The following is a 15,776-nucleotide window of genomic DNA, read 5'->3' as shown; positions in this document are numbered from 1 at the left end:
GGTGACGATAGCCCAATCTGCGGGCAAAGTGAGTGCCCATAAAGCAACTCCAAGACAGGGTGCGACTGCCATGCTGGATCGGATCGACTTCGAGCCTGTATTCTTCGCCCCGTTTGTCTCCTCCGCCAGGAAGGTGGAACGGGCGTGGATCGATTATAACGGCCACCTGAAGATGGCTTACTATAATCTGGTGTTCGACCAGGCAGTGGAAGAGGCTTTAACTCTGCTGGGCCTTGGTCCTGAATATGCGCGGGAGAGAGGGGCCTCCTTCTTTACTGCGGAAGCGCATGTGCGCTTCCTTCGGGAGATCACGCCGGAATGCCCCGTGCGCGTCACTCTGCGCCTCATGGACTACGACGAAAAGCGGATCCACCTCTATCAGGTGCTCCATCATGCCGCCGAAGGGTGGGTATCGGCCACCTGTGAGCAGGTGGCGCTCCATGTGGACCTCAGGACACGGGGCGTGACCGCTTTTCCCGATGACGTTCTGGAGCGTATCGCCATGATGCGCGCCACCCATGCCGCGCTGCCGGCCCCCGATGGCCTGGGGCGCCGGGTGTGCATGACTGCCCGCTGCTGAGGCGGTTTTCTGTTCAGCTTCCGCCACGGGATGGCCGGCGCGCAGCAGGGTGGGCGCCGGCCATTTCTTTTGCTCCCTGCGCTCGTGCTCTTTGCTGCAGGGAGAGCGGTTGACATGGCCGCCCCTCGGGGGTATTTCCCCACCCGTCGGCGATGCCTGAATTTTGAGCGGAAGCGCGGCACTCTTCGCAAAATCAATGAGATGGATTGCCTGCAAGGTGCGGGCCGGATGGGGCGTGCCTTCATTGCACGCAATGCAGGGCAGCTATGCTGACCTATCTCTTCGTATTCTGTGCAGTGCAGCATATCCTGTTGGTCATGACGGGCGATGTGCCCGGAACCGATGCCGGATGACGTGACCCGGAACAGGAGGCCTCCATGAGTGCCGTGACCTATCCCGCGAAGTCGTTCTCCCTCCCGCGCGATGTGGCTGCCGCTTCCGCCGTGAAGCCTGAACGGGGCTTCTGGGGGCGGATGTTCGATGCCCTCATCGCCGCGCGGACCGCTCAGGCCGAGCGTGAAGTGGCGCGCTATCTTGCTCACCGCGGCCAGGATTTTCGCGATCTCAGCCTGTGAGCCTCTCGCGACGCGCGTGAGCCCTGCTTTTGAAGTTTGCTCCGCACCCGGAGGGTGGGTGCGGATGATGAGGCCCGGCCTCCGGGCCGGGCCTCATGCACTGAAATACAACTGGCCGCGCATGGCGTGTGCCTGATCGCACCGCACAGGGTCCCGTGCGACCTCGGTGGCTTCCGTTTTTCAGGAAGCACAGAGGCGTCTGTCTTTTTGTCTTGATGCGTTTCCTCTACGCAAACCGGTTCGCACCTCGCGCGGAAAGGCCCTTAGCCCTCGCCGGCTCAGGTCTGTGTGGTGGAGGCTTGGTGGGGGCGGACCGGCCGCGCAGCATGAAGCTCTTGCGGCCTTTTTCTTGTCTTTGCTCGCCCTGCTGACGCCGCTGGTGTCAGGCGGCTGCGCCTCTGCTTGATTGCGCATGACGGCGGTAACCGCATTGACGCGCGCAGCAAGGTGACGGCGGAAGGGCGTCCGCCATCACCGCTCCTTGGGCGGGCGTTCAGTCGTAGGCGGCGAGCATCAGAGTGGCCCAGCCCTCGATATGACGTCGGGAAACCAGATGGAGACCCTGGCTGCGATAGGCGGCGAGGGCAGCCGGCTCCTGCGCCACCAGCAGGCCCGAGAGCACGATCCGCCCACCCGGCGCCAGCAGCGCCCGCAGCGGCTTGGCGAGGCGCTTCAGCGGCGGCAGCAGGATATTCGCGAGGATCAGATCATAGGGGCCGGCCGCCCGGATGCTCTGGGCGTCGGCGCCCGCCGCATGCAGCAGGGTGACACCGGGCCCGGCCTTGTTGGCGCGCGCATTGGCCTTGGCTGTCCGCACGGCAACGATGTCGATATCGCTGGCCACCACCTGGGTGTGAAAGCGGCGAGCGGCGGCGATGGCGAGCACGCCGGTGCCGGTGCCCACATCCAGAATCCGCTGCGGCCGCCCGATGCGCGCGATGTCGGCGATCGCGGCCAGGCACCCCTGGGTGGTGCCATGATGCCCGGTGCCGAAGGCGAGGGCGGCTTCGATCTCAATGCCGATGACGCTGGCCGGCACCCGCCCGCGATCATGTGCACCATGCACCATGAACGAACCCACCTTCACCGGGGCGAGGCCTTCCAGGCTCGCGGCCACCCAGTCCTTCTCCTCGATGGCGGAAAAGACGGCGGTGGCAGCGATTTCCTCCCCCGCGGCGGCGGCCACCAGGGCGCGCAGGCGGTCGGCATCGAACGCCTCGCCGGCGAACACCTCCACCACCCATTCGTCCTCCGTCCGCTCAAAGTCCGTCACAGCCACATCGGCGGGGTCGAAGCTCTCGGAGATGAGGTCGGAGATGTGCATGGCCGCGAGGCGAGGGGCGGCCACGCGCATCACATGGGTGGCATCGTTCGGGGGAAGGCCTTCGAGCATCGGGAACGGTATCCGGACTTCAGGGGCGCCTCAGGCTTCGAACGCTCCGACGAAATTGTCGCGTCCGCCGGCCTTGGCCGCATAAAGGCGCTTGTCGGCCACCCCGAGCAGGTCCGTCAAGCTCTCCCCATCATGGGGTGCGGTGGCGACGCCGATCGACAGGGTGAGCGTGGGCACGCCGTCCGGCAACGTCAGGGCGGCGACGCGCGCCCGCAGAACGGAGGCCAGCCGCAAGGCGCCGGTATGGTCCACACCCGGGGCGAAGGCGGCGAACTCGTCGCCACCGTAACGCACCACATAGTCCGATTGGCGCAGGGCGTCGGCCAAGGCGTCCGCCACCTGTCGCAGCACCTGATCCCCCATGGGGTGGCCGTGCTGATCGTTCACGTCCTTGAAGTTGTCGATGTCGATGAGCAGCAGGCTTGTGGGCCGGCGGGTGGCCTGCGCCAGCTTGAGCAGCTCGCGCCCCAGCGGCTCGAACTGGCCGCGGTGCAGAACCTGGGTCAGCGGGTCGCGGCGCGCAGCCAGGCTCAGCGCCTCATAGCGCTGCCGGTAGGTGAGGGCGTCGAACACATCGCGCAGGCGGCGCGGGGTGCTGGCGGTGTGCAGCTCATAGCGCTGGAGGTAGAAGACAAGGATGACCGCATAGATGCCCGCGGCCACCAGCTTGCCGATCCAGCCGCCAAGGCCGGCGGACAGGGGAACCCCGACGCTGAGGTGCAGCACCGTGAAGAAGCCCGCCTGATCGAAGGTGAGCACCAGCGCCAGCGTCAGCCAGATGGCGAGCACCGGCATGCGCCGCAGTGGCCGCGAAATGCGTTCGTAAAGCAGGATCATCGCGATGCAGTCCACGAACAGCAGCGCGGTGCCCCACAGCATGAGGCCGCCGATCTGGTCCATGAACGAGAGCTCGCTCGTCGCCGGGCCCGTCCCGTGCGCGAACTCCAGCCGCAGGATCGAGACCAGGGCGATGAGGATGGCGTTGCCCAGAAGCAGCCCGTAGATCGGTTGGCGTGCCATCTCCGCATCCTCCCGGATGTAGACCAGGAGCAGCAGCGCCAGCTTGCCGGAGAACATGACCACCGAGCCCGGTGAAAGGGACACGCCAAAAGGCAATGAGAGGTAGAATGTGGCCGCAAGATAAGTCTCCATGAAATGGAGACTGCCCAGCGCGCAGAAGAAGGTGCCGATGCCCAGGGTGGCGCGCAGCCGGAACAGCGCCAGCATGGCTCCGATATAGAGGAGCAGCGCGAGCAGGAGCGGGGTCAATGTCAGCAGGGCCATGGGTCGGATGCGACACCGAGCGACCCGGCGGCGGCGCCGTTCGCAGGGAGGAGAGAATGCGTTGGCTACCGGATGCCGCTTGGGAAGGCACCTCCCACCGCGCGACAAGGAAAATTAAAGCATGATGACGGCTTCTGACAAGGACCAGGACCGTAGTTTAGGCGTGCAATTTTTCTTTAATGCATCTTTTGATCTGCCGGACGCACCGGCTGCGCCACTCGCATCTGCAAACAAAGGGTCGGCCAAGCATTCATTGCCGCTCACCGACGGGCCGATGACGTATCGGCAGCGCGGGAGAAGGGGCTTCTGGGCGTGGTGGCCCTGTCGGTCTTCCGCTGCGTTGCCCTTTTCCCTCGCCCCCGCGAGCGGGTGAGGGGCTGTGGCATGAGGATGCTTTGGTGGCCGGGAGTGCACCGCGCGCGGCCGGCACGAGCCGCGCGCGGTCTCAGGCCTTCTCCACAAAGGTTTCAAGCACCCGCTTCTCGCCCGCTTTGTCGAACTGGACGGTGAGCTTGTTGCCGTCGATGCCGATGATGTCGCCGTAGCCGAACTTGATGTGGAACACCCGCTCGCCGCAGCTGAAGGCGGAGGACGATGCGGTAGAGGACGCCACCAGCGTGCCCTCGATGACCGGCGCGCTGCGCTGCGGGCTGCGGGCGTTGCCGCGTCCGGCATTGTAGCCGCTGCGGTCGTTGGCGCTGTCGCTGCGCTGGCTTTGCGCGCGCTGCCAGCCGGGCGTGGAATAGGACGAGTTGCCGAACGAGCCGCCCATGCGGTCGAAGCGGCTCTCGCCATAGCCGGAATTGCCATAACCGGAATGGCCGTAGCCTGATCCGCCCCAGCCGGCGCCGCCGCGGCTTTCCTCCACCCGCACATGGGCGTCCGGCAGCTCGTCCAGGAAACGGCTCGGCACGGTGGAATTCCACAGGCCGTGAATGCGCCGGTTGGAGGCGAAATAGATGCGTGCCGATGCCCGCGCGCGGGTGATGCCCACATAGGCCAGGCGCCGCTCTTCTTCGAGCCCCGCTTTGCCCTGCTCGTCCAGTGCGCGCTGGTGGGGGAAGAGGCCCTCCTCCCAGCCGGGCAGGAAGACGGTATCGAACTCCAGCCCCTTGGCGGAATGCAGGGTCATCACCTGCACCGCGTCCTCGCCGGCGCCGTTGTCGGTGTCCATCACCAGGGAGATGTGCTCCAGGAAGCCGCCGAGATTCTCGAACGGCTCCATGGAGCGCACCAGCTCCTTCAGGTTTTCGAGGCGCCCGGCCGCCTCGGCGGAGCGGTCCTTCTGCCACATTTCGGTATAGCCGCTGTCGTCGAGGACGAGCTCGGCCAGTTCGGTGTGGGGCAGCACGCGGGCCTGCTCGCGCCAGCGCTCGAAGGATTCCATGAGGCCGCGCAGTGTGGAGCGCACCTTGGGCTTCAGCTCCTCACTCTCCGTCAGCACCCGCGCTGCGTCCTGGAGCGGCACGCCTGCGGCGCGGGCAACGTCGTGGATCTGCTTCATGGTGGCATCGCCGATGCCGCGCTTGGGCACGTTCACGATGCGCTCGAAGGCGAGATCGTCCGAGGCGGAGTTCACGCAGCGCAGATAGGCCAGCGCATCGCGGATTTCCGTCCGCTCATAGAAGCGCGGGCCGCCGATGACGCGATAATTGAGGCCCAGCGTGACGAAGCGGTCTTCGAACTCCCGCATCTGGAACGAGGCGCGCACCAATATGGCGATCTGCGAAAGCGGATGGCCGGCGCGCTGGAGCGCCTCGATCTCCTCGCCGATGGCGCGGGCTTCCTCGCCACTGTCCCAGGCGCCGGTGACGGTGACGTGCTCGCCCTCTTCGCCTTCGGAGAACAGGGTCTTGCCGAGCCGGCCCTCATTATGGGCGATGAGGTGGGAAGCGGCGGCCAGGATGTGCCCGGTGGAGCGATAATTGCGCTCCAGGCGGATGACGGTGGCGCCGGGAAAATCGCTCTCGAAGCGCAGGATGTTGTCCACCTCGGCGCCGCGCCAGCCATAGATGGACTGGTCGTCGTCGCCCACGCAGCACACGTTTTTCGAACCCTGGGCCAGAAGCCGCAGCCACAGATACTGGGCGACGTTCGTATCCTGGTACTCATCCACCAGCAGATATTTGAACCTGCGATGGTATTCGGCGAGCACATCGGGGTTTTCGCGGAACAGGCGGATGCCTTCCAGCAGGAGGTCGCCGAAATCCACCGCATTGAGGGCCTTCAGCCGCGCCTGGTAGGCGGCATAAAGCGCGCCGCCCTTGCCATTGGCGAAGGCCGCGCCCTCGCCGGCGGGCACGTCCTTGGGGGAGAGGCCGCGATTCTTCCAGCTGTCGATGGTGGCGGCCAGCAGGCGCGCCGGCCAGCGCTTCTCATCGATGTTGTCTGCGGCCAGCAGTTGCTTGAGAAGGCGGATCTGGTCGTCAGTGTCGAGGATGGTGAAGCCGCTCTTCAGCCCCACCAGCTCGTGATGGCGCCGCAGGATGCGCACGCCGATGGCGTGGAAGGTGCCGAGCCAGGGCATCCCCTCCACCTGGTCCCCCACCATGGTGCCGATGCGGTCCTTCATCTCGCGCGCGGCCTTGTTGGTGAAGGTCACGGCCAGGATCTGGGAGGGAAAGGCGCGCCCGGTGGCGAGGATGTGGGCGATGCGGGTGGTGAGCACGCGCGTCTTGCCGGTGCCCGCGCCGGCCAGCACCAGCAGCGGGCCCTCAAGGGTCTCCACCGCCGCGCGCTGTTCGGGATTGAGCCCGTCGAGATAGGAGGGGCCGGGGGCGGAAGCCATCATCGCCGCGCGGGCCCGCGCCGCAATGCCGCCAGGGCGGGGCGTCGCGGCGGGAGCGGGGGTGTCGGCGCGGTGGATGGGATCGGAAGGCGTGCTCAAAACGGATATCTCGTGTCGCTCCGCGATTCTCGCAGGAGAACAAAATGGCACTCGTGCCCCCGGAAAGCGAGAGGCAGAGCGCGGATGGGGCTGGCGGCCTTCGGGCCGCCCTCAGTCGGTGGTGCGGGCGGTCGCCTCGGGAGCGGCGGCCTGCGCCTCGGCGGTGTCCTTGGGCAGGTGCACCACATAGAATTTGCGCACGGGCGTGACCGAGCGCCAGATGCCCTTGAAGCCCGCGGGGATCAGGAAGGATTCCCCGGCGGTATAAGTTTCCAGGTGGCCGGAGGCGTCGGTCAGTTCCACCGTGCCCTCGATGAGCACGCAGAATTCGTCCTCGTCATAATGGACGGAGAGGGTGGAGCTCTCCGAGGCCCAGAAGCCGGCGGAAAAAGCCCCGGTCTTGTCCTGGTACCATTCGTGGACGGTGGTGGCGGAAGCCGGGTCCACATGGGGCACGGGATTGAAGCGGATGGAACGGAGCGTCATGGCAGCCTCGGCGCTTGCGGACAGGGTCCGGCGGTGCGCCATCCTTGGCGGACGATTCCGGCGGCGGCAAGGAGGCCGCTCACCGCGCAGGCTCCTGCGGTGAGCTCTTCAGCCCGGCGATCAGCAGCGCGCCTAGGCCAAAGAAAGCCAGCAGCACCGCGACGCCGGCCCTTTGGCTGGCGGTGATGGCGGTCACCAGCGCCACCGTGGTCGGCGCGGCGAAGGAGGTGATGCGCCCCGACAGCGCGAACAGGCCGAAGCATTCGGTGAGATGCTCGGTCGGGGCCAGCCGCACCAGCAGGGTGCGCGAGGCGGCCTGCAGCGGGCCCGCCACCAGGCCGATGAGAAGGCCAAGGCCGAGATAGGCCTGCTCCGGCACGGTGGCGAACAGTCCGCTGGCGGGCGCCGTGGGCAGAAGGCCGAACAGGACCGAGTCCCGCGCCAGCGAGAGCAGACCGATGCAGGCGGCGATCAGGCTGATGAGCGAGACGAGGATCACCGTGCGCGAGCCCAGCCGGTCGTCCAGCCACCCGCCCGCCAGCGCCCCGAACGTGCCGGTAATGGTGATCAGGATCCCGAAGATGCCGATTTGCACCGAACTCCAGCCGAACACCCCGGCCGCATAAATGCCGCCGAAGGCGAACAGGGCCACCAGCCCGTCCGCATAGATCATGTTGCCGATGAGGAAGCGCGTGAGCATCGGCCGGGCCTTCAGGCGTGGCAGCAGGGCGCGGATGCGCGCGAGCCCGGTCCGCGCCGCCAGCGCCATGGGCATGGCCGATGGCGGATCGCGCACCAGCAGAAACAGGGGCGTCACCAGCACGGCGAACCAGACGGCGGTGAACGGCCCTGCCAGCCGGTCGCCCTGCCGCTCGGCCGCGTTCAGCCCGAAGGCGGGGGGATGGCCCAGCAGGGTGAGGCCCGTGTCCGGCTGGGTGGAGAAGAATGCGAGCATCAGCGCCAGCGAGATCAGGCCGCCGAAATAGCCCGCCGCCCAGCCGATGCCCGAAAGCCGGCCGAGCTGCTCCGGCGGGGCGAGCCGGGGCATCATGGCATTGTTGAACACCGTGGCGAATTCGACGCCGATGGTGCCCACCGCGAACGCGATCAAAATCAAGGGAATGCGGCTTTCGTCCCCGGGCGGCGAGAACCACAGCAGGCCCGACCCCAGCATCAGCATGGCGCCGAAGAGGGCGATCCAGGGCTTGCGCCGTCCGGAGGCATCCGCGACCGCACCCAGCACCGGCGACAGCACGGCGATGATGAGGCCGGCCGCTCCGGTGGCGAAGCCCCAGAGGGCCTGCCCGTCCGCCGGCGTGGGCGCCACCGCCGAAGCGAAGTAGGGCGCGAAGATGAAGGTGGTGATCAGTGTGAAATAAGGCTGGCAGGCGGGATCGAAAAGGATCCAGCCAAAGGCCGCCCGCCGTCTTTCCCGGTTCGTGTCGATCGGGGGCATGGAGAAGAATTATCGCGTTGGTGGAATGGGGATGCCAATGCGGATTTTTGACCTAATCACAATCCGTTCGCCGGCAACGGGATGCAAGAATTTCGTTTATTATACAAGCTATTTTGCCTTGAACGACGCGGCGTGTTCCGTACACTCCCGACCGTGACCCTTCATGAGCGACGAACCCCGGCGAGGTGGCCTTTCCCCTGCGCCCGTGGTCGTGGCCGGAGGTTCGCGGGCGTAAGCGATGGGCGTCGTCCGTGATGTCCCTGGCGCTGCCCGGCGCCAAGCGAAGGTCTTGAGCCATGCGGCTGTTCGTTCCCGAGCGTGACATTGTCATTGGCGAGGAGGTCGTGTCCTTCCTGCGGCTGTTGCGCAGTGCGCTTGGGGTTGGGTTCATGGTGCTGGCCTGCCCCGGCAAGGGGGAGGTGGTCGTGGATGCCGAAGGGCGGGTCGGGGGCGACGACACGGCGATGCCCGCGCATCTGTTCGAGGTGGCTGCGGCGCTCCGGCAGCGCCTCGCCATCGACGATCTTCAAGAGTGCGCAGCCTATAGCGACACGCGGCTTCCCGGGGTCGACGAGCCGCTGCGCTTCTTCGCGAGCGTGCCCCTGATCGCGCCGTCCGGCGCGGGCCTTGGGGCTTTGTGCGCGGTGGACACGCAGCCCCATGACATCGGGATGGCCGAACTCGCCGCCCGCATGGAGGACGCGGCGCGCGTGGCGGCCTCGCTGCTGGCGCCGCGGCTGGATGGCGCCACCCTGGCCCAGCTCGGCTTCGATCTCGCGCAGGCGGAGCGCGCATCGCGGGCCCATGTGGCGGGTGAGCAGCGATACCGGAAGATGTATGAGCGGGCCGCCGCGCTGGCCAAGATCGGCGTATGGGAGTGCGATCTCGTCACCGGCCGGCTCACCTGGACCGATGGCGTTTATGACATTTTCGGCCTGCCGCGCGGCAGCCGCATTACCCGCGAGATCGTGCTGCCGCTTTATGACCATGCCTCGCGCCGGGAGCTGGAACGCCGGCGCGAGCAGGCCATCGAAACCGGCACCGGCTTCACCCTCGACGTGCGCATTCGGGATGTGCGCGGCACCCTCAAATGGATGCGCGTGACCGCCGAGGTGGAGATGGAGAATGGCACCCCGGTGCGCATCTTCGGCCTCAAGCAGGACATCACCGCCGATCATCGGCAGATGGAGCGCCTGCGCCAGTATGCCGAGCACGACGCCCTCACCGGCCTCGCCAACCGCGCCATGTTCGAGCAGGCGCTTGCTGCCCAGTCCGCCGCGGATCCTGCGGGCGGGCCCGTGTGCGCGCTGCTGCTGGTCGATCTCGATGGCTTCAAGGCGGTCAACGACACCTACGGTCATGCGGTCGGCGATGCCTGCCTTGTGGAGGTTGCGGCCCGACTGCGCCGCATTTTCCGCGGGGCGGAGGTGATCGCCCGCATCGGCGGGGACGAATTCGCCGTGCTGGTGCGCGGCGGACATGCGGTCTCCAGGCTGGAGGGGCGGGCGCGCGCGGCGGTGGAGGAAATTGCAAAGCCCATCTGCGCGCTCGGCCAGGTCTTCAGCGTCGGTGCGTCCGTCGGCATCGCGCGAGCGGGCGGCGGAGAAGGCGGCAGCGCGTCCGTGACGGACCTGTTCGCGCGGGCGGATTCCGCCATGTATGCGGTGAAGGGCGCCGCGCACCAGCGTGGCGCGGACGACGCGAAGGCCCATCCGCGCCCCCGGCGGGCGTAACCCCCTGGACATGGTGTTGTTTGTGTCGGGCGATGGCGGCGGGTCTCACGGCACGCCTGGAGCGGCCATGACAGGGGCATCCGCCTGCCGCGTCCTTCGTTCCCGCATTTTCGCCTGAGGCGGGAGTGTCCTCCGCCTGCCGGGGCGGCTGCGCCACTTAAGGTGGCTTGGGACATCCTTGGTCGCCTGGGCTGAGCCCGTGGGGCCGGGGCGGCCTTCGCGCATTTTGGCGGAAGGCATTCTCCCAGCGGAAGCGGCCTATGCATAAATGGAGCGGATCCTCGGCGGCATTCACTACATCCGCTAAGGTAATGATGAAGTCATGTTTATGAAAACGTCATTCAATGACGTTTTCATGACAGGCTAGATCGGGATACCGCAAAAAATTTATCGCATCTCGTCTATGATTTCATATGCCATTGCTACATATGCGGATATGTCTCTGTCGCATGTGCCGGGATGCGGTTCATGGCTGCGTCCCTGTGCGTAGCGCCGGTCTTGGCCGGCAAAAAGCCGCCGCCAAAGGTGGGAGATGATGATGAAATCCCAGATCGTCGAGGAGCTCGGCCAGGGCGAGATTCTCCTGCCGTCCCTCATCGCGGAGGGCCTCAAGGCCAATGATCGCGTGAAGGTGCGGCTCAGCGTGCTGCAGGACGCCAGCCGCCACGCCCGGGCCCCTGCCGTGCAGCGCTTCGACCTGGGCGACGAATGCCGGCAGGTGGGCCTCGACCCGGTGGCCATGGATGCGCTGGTGACACGGGCGGGCCGCGCGGCGGCCAGCGATGTCAGCGCGCCGGGCATCGGGGCGCTGGGCGTCGGCGTGTGGGAGGATGTGGCGACCATGGCGCGGGCCGTGGCGGCGGGTGATGCCGCTGCGGGCGAGGCCGCCCAGCAACGCCTCGCGGCCTTGCGCGCCAACACCGCCCTTGGCCACAGCGACACCCTGTCGGAAGCCGAGATCCTGACGCTTTCCAGCCTGTCCGCCAATGGCGGAGACAGCCTGCATCGCCTCATCATGGATCTGCACAAGGAGCTGAACCAGCTCGCCGCGACCCACGCCGAGGAGGTGGTGGCGGGGGCCCATGTCTATGGCCTTCAGCCAGAGGACCGGCCGGCGGTGGAGGCGTTCATGCGCGGGGTGGAGGCGACCCGGCGGCTGAAGTTCGACCATCCGGGCCTCGCCACCATCGCCACCCGTTCCGGCACGCGGCTCACCATCCAGAACGACATCGGCGAAACCGACGCTCATGTGGTGGTGATCGTGGTGGAGAACGACACGGTCAGCGTGACGTATTCAGACGTGCATCGCCCGCGCGCGAAATTTTTCGTCGCCTGCTTCGACGACTTTCCGGCGCGCTGGAGCGACTTGGACGCGCACCATGCGGAAGGGCTCGCAGAAGGCGGCGTCTTCTATCTCGTGTCCGGCCGCCTGACCGATGCGGACGAGGCCAAGCGCTTCGCCTTCCTGGAAGCGCTTGGGGCGGCGCTGGTGTTCCTCATCGATTGGAACAAGGCGCGCAAGGTGCTGCGCACCTGGGTGCCGAAGGCGGACGCGCTGCGCATTCTGCAATGGGGCGCCCGCAACCGCGTGGGCCATCGCGCCTTCCTGGAGCTCGGCGGCAGCGAGCTGGTGGCGACGGCGGTGCATCATGCCGCGCCCACCCGCATCGGCTTCGGCGAGCGGCTCGATGCGGTGCTGGGCCGCGAGGCGGCGGTGAGCTTCCTTCAATCCGTCCTGCGCATCTCCGCAGAGGCGCTGCTCGACGGCAGCTCGCTGCGGCTGGCCCGCGACCGCATCGAAGCGGATCTGGTGTGGCGTCTGCAGCGGGTGGATACGGCGCTGCTGGCGGTGGTGATCCGGCAGGCGGGCCTTGCGCGCGAGGTGGCGGTGGACATCGCCCAGCACGTGGACGCCATCGCCAATGGCCGCGAGACCGATGGCGATGCCCTGGCTGAGCGGGCCCGCAATATCGAGCAGAAAGCGGACCGCATCGCCCTCGAAGTGCGCGGCGAGATTGCCCGGCTTGATGCCGACCGTGGCGTGGAGCGGCTGGCCAACAGCATCGAGGAGGCCATCGACGAGCTGGAACAGGCCGCCTTCATTGCCTCCCTGGTGCCCTCGGGGTTCGATGCCGACCTTGCCGAGGTGCTGGTGCATCTGGCGCGGATCGCGGTCGAGGGCAGCGAGGCGGCCGCCATGGGGGTGGCCGCGGCCTCCGAGATCCCCGACGGTAACCGGGTGGATAGCGAGGACGCCCTTGCCGCCTTCGCGCGTCTGGTCGAGATCGAGCATGAGGGCGACACCGCCGAGCGGGCCGTGACCACGCGGGTGCTGCGCGGCGACTACGACATGAAGGTGGCCCTCTCCGCCTTGGAGCTGGCCCGCTCGCTGGAGCGGGCCACCGACCAGCTCGCCGGTTTCGGCCATCTGCTGCATGCCCATGTTCTCGCCGACCTCACCAAATAGGAAGGGCTCATCCATGAAGATCGTGCGCATCGGCGCGACGCGCGCGCCAGCTGAGCCCGGCACCCTGCCATCGGCCGACACGGTGGGGGCGAAGGCGGCCAATCTGGCGCAGATGGCGGCCCTGGGGTTGCCCGTTCCGCCCGCCTTCGTGCTCCCGGTGAGCCTGTGCGCCGCCATCGTGCGGGGCGATGGGGATGCCCGCGAGAAGCTGCGGGCCGGCCTTGCCGAGGGCATCGGCTTTCTGCAGGAGGCCACCGGCCGCACGCTGGGGGATCGTCGCAAGCCGCTGCTGGTTTCGGTGCGCTCGGGCGCCGCGCGCTCCATGCCCGGCATGCTCGACACGGTGCTGGATGTGGGCGCCACGCCTGAGGCGGTGCATGGCCTGATCCGCAGCACCGGCAATCCGCGCTTCGCCTGGGACTGCCGCCGGCGGTTCCTGGAGAGCTTCGCCTCCGTCGTGCTCGGCATCGATCAGGCGATTCTCTCGGCGCCCCGCGCCGCTTTGCTGGCGGAAGAAGGCGTGCGGCGGGTGGAGCAGCTCGACGGCGAGGCCCTGGAACGCCTGGCCCGCGCCTATTCCGAGGCCCTGGACGATGATGGGGACGCCGCCCCCGCCGACCCGATGGCGCAGCTGGAGGCCGCCGCCCAGGCGGTCTACCGCTCCTGGATGGGCGAGCGGGCGCGGACCTATCGCGCGCTGGAGCGCCTGGAATATCTCGAGGGCACGGCGGTGACGGTGCAGGCCATGGTGTTTGGCAATCGCAGCCTGACCTCCGGCTCGGGCGTCGCCTTCTCGCGCGATCCCTCCAGCGGGGCGCCGGAGCCGGTCATCGACGTGCTGTTCGAGGCGCAGGGCGAGGATGTGGTGTCCGGCTCCCGCTCGCCGCAGACCGAGGCGGCCCTGGGGCGCGTGGTGCCGGTGGCCGCCAGGAACCTGCGCGAGACCCTGGTGACCCTCGAGCGGGCCTTCCGCGACGTGCAGGACGTGGAATTCACCATCGAGGACGGGCGGCTTTGGATGCTGCAGACCCGCTCCGCCAAGCGCACGCCGCGGGCGGCCCTGCGCATCGCCATCGATCTCGTCCGGGAGGGCGTCATCACGCCCGAGGAAGGCCTCAAGCGTGTCGGTGCGCTGGATCCTGAGATGCTGGTGGAAGCGCGCCTGACCGATGTGGGCGAGCCGCTGGTGCTCGGCACCGGCGCTTCCGCCGGCGTGGCGGTGGGGCGCGCGGCCTTTTCTTCCCGGAGCGCCCAGCGCCTGGCCGATGGCGGCGAGCCGGTAATCCTGGTGCGGCCCGACACATCGACCTCGGACGTGGCCGGCTTCTCGGTTTCCGCCGGCATCGTCACGGCCGTGGGCGGGCGTACGGCCCATGCGGCGCTGGTGGCGCGCCAGATGGGCAAGCCCTGCGTCGCCGGCTGTGTCGAACTCGCGGTGGAACCGGAGGCGGGCGAGGCCCGTGTGGGCGACACCCGGATCAGCGAAGGCGACTGGCTTTCCGTGGATGGGGTGGCCGGGGCCGTCTATCTCGGCCGGGGGCGGATCACTGTCGACCGCCTGGAGGGCGAGCTGCGCGTGGTGGAAGGCTGGCGCGGCGCCAAGGCGCACGCCTGAAGCGCCTGCGCTTTTCGGGCGCACGCGGTGGGGCGGCTCGCCGCTTCACGCCGTCCTGGCATCGAAGTGGCGGCGGGCTGCCGCCACTTCACCCGAATGCTCATGGGCCCATCCATTCAGGCTCTCCAGGACCCCGGCGAGGGATCGTCCCAGGGGGGTGAGCTCATATTGGACCTGGGGCGGAGTGGTCGGGAACACGGTGCGTGCCACCATCCCGTCCCGCTCCAGGCCGCGCAACGTGACCGTGAGCATGCGTTGCGAGACCGAGCCGACCTGCCGGCGCAGCGCATTGAAGCGGCAGGGGCCGGCAATCAGATTCAGGACAACCAGCACGCTCCAGGTATCCCCGATGCGGTCGAGCACATCACGGGTCGGGCAGCCTCCTGCGGTCTGCGTGTCGATTGTCACCGGCGCGCGGCTCGTGGTCGTGGCGGCTTCAGGCGGCTGGAGCGGCGCCATTTGGCCTTGAGCCCTCTCATGGACGGGTGCCTTGCGCGGGGCCATCGGTTCCTCCGGCGTTACCTCGTGTTCGGAAGGTGCCTTCTTTATACCAGGTTCCTGATAGGGATATGGTTCTCAATGGGAACCATATCGGCTCCGCGCGATCCGTCGCGTCCCGCCGCTTTGCGGGATTGATGCGCGGGAGCGTGGAGATAGGGAGCATGTCATGAAGATTGCCGTTCTCGGGGCCACTGGCATGGCGGGGTCTCGCATCGTGGCTGAGGCCCTCGCCCGTGGTCACGAGGTGACCGCCATCGCGCGCAAGCCCGAGGGGCTCGCCAATCATGCCGCGCTGACCCGGGTGGCCGCCGATGTCGCAGCTCCTGGTCTTGCAGAATTGCTGCGGGGGCACGACGCGGTCGTGAGCGCGCTTCATTTCCAGACCCTTGGGGAACCCGCGCTGGCCAGCGCCCTGAAGGCGGCCGGCGTGCGCCGTGTGTTGATCGTCGGCGGAGCGGGGAGCCTGGAGGTGGCGCCGGGCGTTCTGCTCGTCGATACCCCCGAGTTTCCCGCGGAGTGGAAACCCTTCGCCCGTCCGGGGGTCGATTTTCTCCAGCAGTTGCGGGCCGAAAGCGAGCTCGACTGGACGTTCATCTCGCCGTCCGCCTTCTTTGAACCGGGCGCGCGCACCGGCGTGTTCCGGCTGGGTGGCGACCAGCTTCTCGTGGGGGCGGACGGGCGCAGCGCGATCTCGGCCGAGGACTATGCCGTGGCTCTCCTCGACGAGATCGAGAAGCCGGCCCACATCCGCATGCGGATGACCGTCGGCTATTGAAAATCCGGCCTTTGGGGTTGGACC

At 67.7% G+C, this 15,776-nt stretch carries 12 protein-coding genes; 6 read left to right on the top strand and 6 right to left on the bottom strand.

All coding sequences use genetic code 11. The features are described 5' to 3' along the window. The first annotated feature begins 70 nt into the window (after window positions 1-70). Together V5F26_RS19595 and V5F26_RS19590 are read left to right on the top strand one after the other, a co-directional pair. On the top strand, window positions 71-580 hold the full coding sequence (locus V5F26_RS19595) for a thioesterase family protein (protein WP_394058627.1): 510 nt from the start codon (window positions 71-73) through the stop codon (window positions 578-580). 377 nt (window positions 581-957) lie between these two features. Further along, window positions 958-1,155, top strand: coding sequence for a hypothetical protein (locus tag V5F26_RS19590; protein ID WP_234053039.1), 198 nt, complete (start codon window positions 958-960; stop codon window positions 1,153-1,155). Between the two features lie 493 nt (window positions 1,156-1,648). Here V5F26_RS19590 and V5F26_RS19585 read toward each other — a convergent pair whose 3' ends face one another. The 5 genes from V5F26_RS19585 to V5F26_RS19565 form a co-directional block, all read right to left on the bottom strand. Continuing rightward, window positions 1,649-2,548 (bottom strand): 50S ribosomal protein L11 methyltransferase, encoded by a 900-nt coding sequence (locus V5F26_RS19585; RefSeq protein ID WP_394946595.1) that lies wholly within the window; start codon window positions 2,546-2,548, stop codon window positions 1,649-1,651. Between the two features lie 30 nt (window positions 2,549-2,578). Next, window positions 2,579-3,832: a GGDEF domain-containing protein gene (locus tag V5F26_RS19580; RefSeq protein WP_234053037.1), complete on the bottom strand. Its 1,254-nt coding sequence runs from the start codon at window positions 3,830-3,832 to the stop codon at window positions 2,579-2,581. Between the two features lie 445 nt (window positions 3,833-4,277). Next, window positions 4,278-6,719, bottom strand: coding sequence for an ATP-dependent helicase (locus V5F26_RS19575; RefSeq protein ID WP_394946594.1), 2,442 nt, complete (start codon window positions 6,717-6,719; stop codon window positions 4,278-4,280). A 111-nt stretch (window positions 6,720-6,830) separates the two neighbouring features. Beyond that, the gene (locus tag V5F26_RS19570; RefSeq protein WP_234053036.1) at window positions 6,831-7,205 is read right to left on the bottom strand and encodes a cupin domain-containing protein; all 375 of its coding nucleotides are present in this window, start codon (window positions 7,203-7,205) and stop codon (window positions 6,831-6,833) included. A gap of 79 nt (window positions 7,206-7,284) precedes the next feature. Then, a complete protein-coding gene (locus V5F26_RS19565) occupies window positions 7,285-8,661 on the bottom strand; it encodes an MFS transporter (RefSeq protein ID WP_394946593.1) in 1,377 nt (458 codons plus the stop codon). A 296-nt stretch (window positions 8,662-8,957) separates the two neighbouring features. Between V5F26_RS19565 and V5F26_RS19560 the strand changes: the two genes are divergently transcribed. The 3 genes from V5F26_RS19560 (at window position 8,958) to V5F26_RS19550 (ending at window position 14,476) form a co-directional block, all read left to right on the top strand. Continuing rightward, complete coding sequence (locus tag V5F26_RS19560; RefSeq protein WP_394946592.1) at window positions 8,958-10,394, top strand: diguanylate cyclase domain-containing protein; 1,437 nt, start codon at window positions 8,958-8,960, stop codon at window positions 10,392-10,394. Between the two features lie 532 nt (window positions 10,395-10,926). Next, a complete protein-coding gene (locus V5F26_RS19555; RefSeq protein WP_394946591.1) occupies window positions 10,927-12,861 on the top strand; it encodes a DUF47 family protein in 1,935 nt (644 codons plus the stop codon). 13 nt (window positions 12,862-12,874) lie between these two features. Further along, window positions 12,875-14,476, top strand: coding sequence for a PEP/pyruvate-binding domain-containing protein (locus tag V5F26_RS19550; protein ID WP_394058614.1), 1,602 nt, complete (start codon window positions 12,875-12,877; stop codon window positions 14,474-14,476). Window positions 14,477-14,521: 45 nt separating this feature from the next. Here V5F26_RS19550 and V5F26_RS19545 read toward each other — a convergent pair whose 3' ends face one another. Continuing rightward, window positions 14,522-14,935, bottom strand: a complete 414-nt coding sequence (locus V5F26_RS19545; RefSeq protein WP_394946590.1) for a winged helix-turn-helix transcriptional regulator — start codon at window positions 14,933-14,935, stop codon at window positions 14,522-14,524. Window positions 14,936-15,143: 208 nt separating this feature from the next. Here V5F26_RS19545 and V5F26_RS19540 point away from each other — a divergent pair, with 208 nt between their 5' ends. Beyond that, a complete protein-coding gene (locus V5F26_RS19540; protein ID WP_234053031.1) occupies window positions 15,144-15,752 on the top strand; it encodes an NAD(P)-dependent oxidoreductase in 609 nt (202 codons plus the stop codon). Window positions 15,753-15,776: the final 24 nt, after the last annotated feature.

This window comes from Xanthobacter variabilis (assembly GCF_043831965.2).
In the GTDB taxonomy this organism is placed as follows: domain Bacteria; phylum Pseudomonadota; class Alphaproteobacteria; order Rhizobiales; family Xanthobacteraceae; genus Xanthobacter.
The sequence above is the reverse complement of the archived record's forward strand: the minus strand, read 5'-3'. Positions and strand labels throughout refer to the sequence as shown.

What these genes read in the sequence shown, in the direction of transcription:
- V5F26_RS19595 (WP_394058627.1), top strand. Translation starts at nt 71, where the DNA reads ATGCTGGATCGGATCGACTTCGAGCCTGTATTCTTCGCCCCGTTTGTC.
- V5F26_RS19590 (WP_234053039.1), top strand. Translation starts at nt 958, where the DNA reads ATGAGTGCCGTGACCTATCCCGCGAAGTCGTTCTCCCTCCCGCGCGAT.
- V5F26_RS19585 (WP_394946595.1), bottom strand. Translation starts at nt 2,548, where the DNA reads ATGCTCGAAGGCCTTCCCCCGAACGATGCCACCCATGTGATGCGCGTG.
- V5F26_RS19580 (WP_234053037.1), bottom strand. Translation starts at nt 3,832, where the DNA reads ATGGCCCTGCTGACATTGACCCCGCTCCTGCTCGCGCTGCTCCTCTAT.
- V5F26_RS19570 (WP_234053036.1), bottom strand. Translation starts at nt 7,205, where the DNA reads ATGACGCTCCGTTCCATCCGCTTCAATCCCGTGCCCCATGTGGACCCG.
- V5F26_RS19565 (WP_394946593.1), bottom strand. Translation starts at nt 8,661, where the DNA reads ATGCCCCCGATCGACACGAACCGGGAAAGACGGCGGGCGGCCTTTGGC.
- V5F26_RS19560 (WP_394946592.1), top strand. Translation starts at nt 8,958, where the DNA reads ATGCGGCTGTTCGTTCCCGAGCGTGACATTGTCATTGGCGAGGAGGTC.
- V5F26_RS19555 (WP_394946591.1), top strand. Translation starts at nt 10,927, where the DNA reads ATGATGATGAAATCCCAGATCGTCGAGGAGCTCGGCCAGGGCGAGATT.
- V5F26_RS19550 (WP_394058614.1), top strand. Translation starts at nt 12,875, where the DNA reads ATGAAGATCGTGCGCATCGGCGCGACGCGCGCGCCAGCTGAGCCCGGC.
- V5F26_RS19545 (WP_394946590.1), bottom strand. Translation starts at nt 14,935, where the DNA reads ATGGCGCCGCTCCAGCCGCCTGAAGCCGCCACGACCACGAGCCGCGCG.
- V5F26_RS19540 (WP_234053031.1), top strand. Translation starts at nt 15,144, where the DNA reads ATGAAGATTGCCGTTCTCGGGGCCACTGGCATGGCGGGGTCTCGCATC.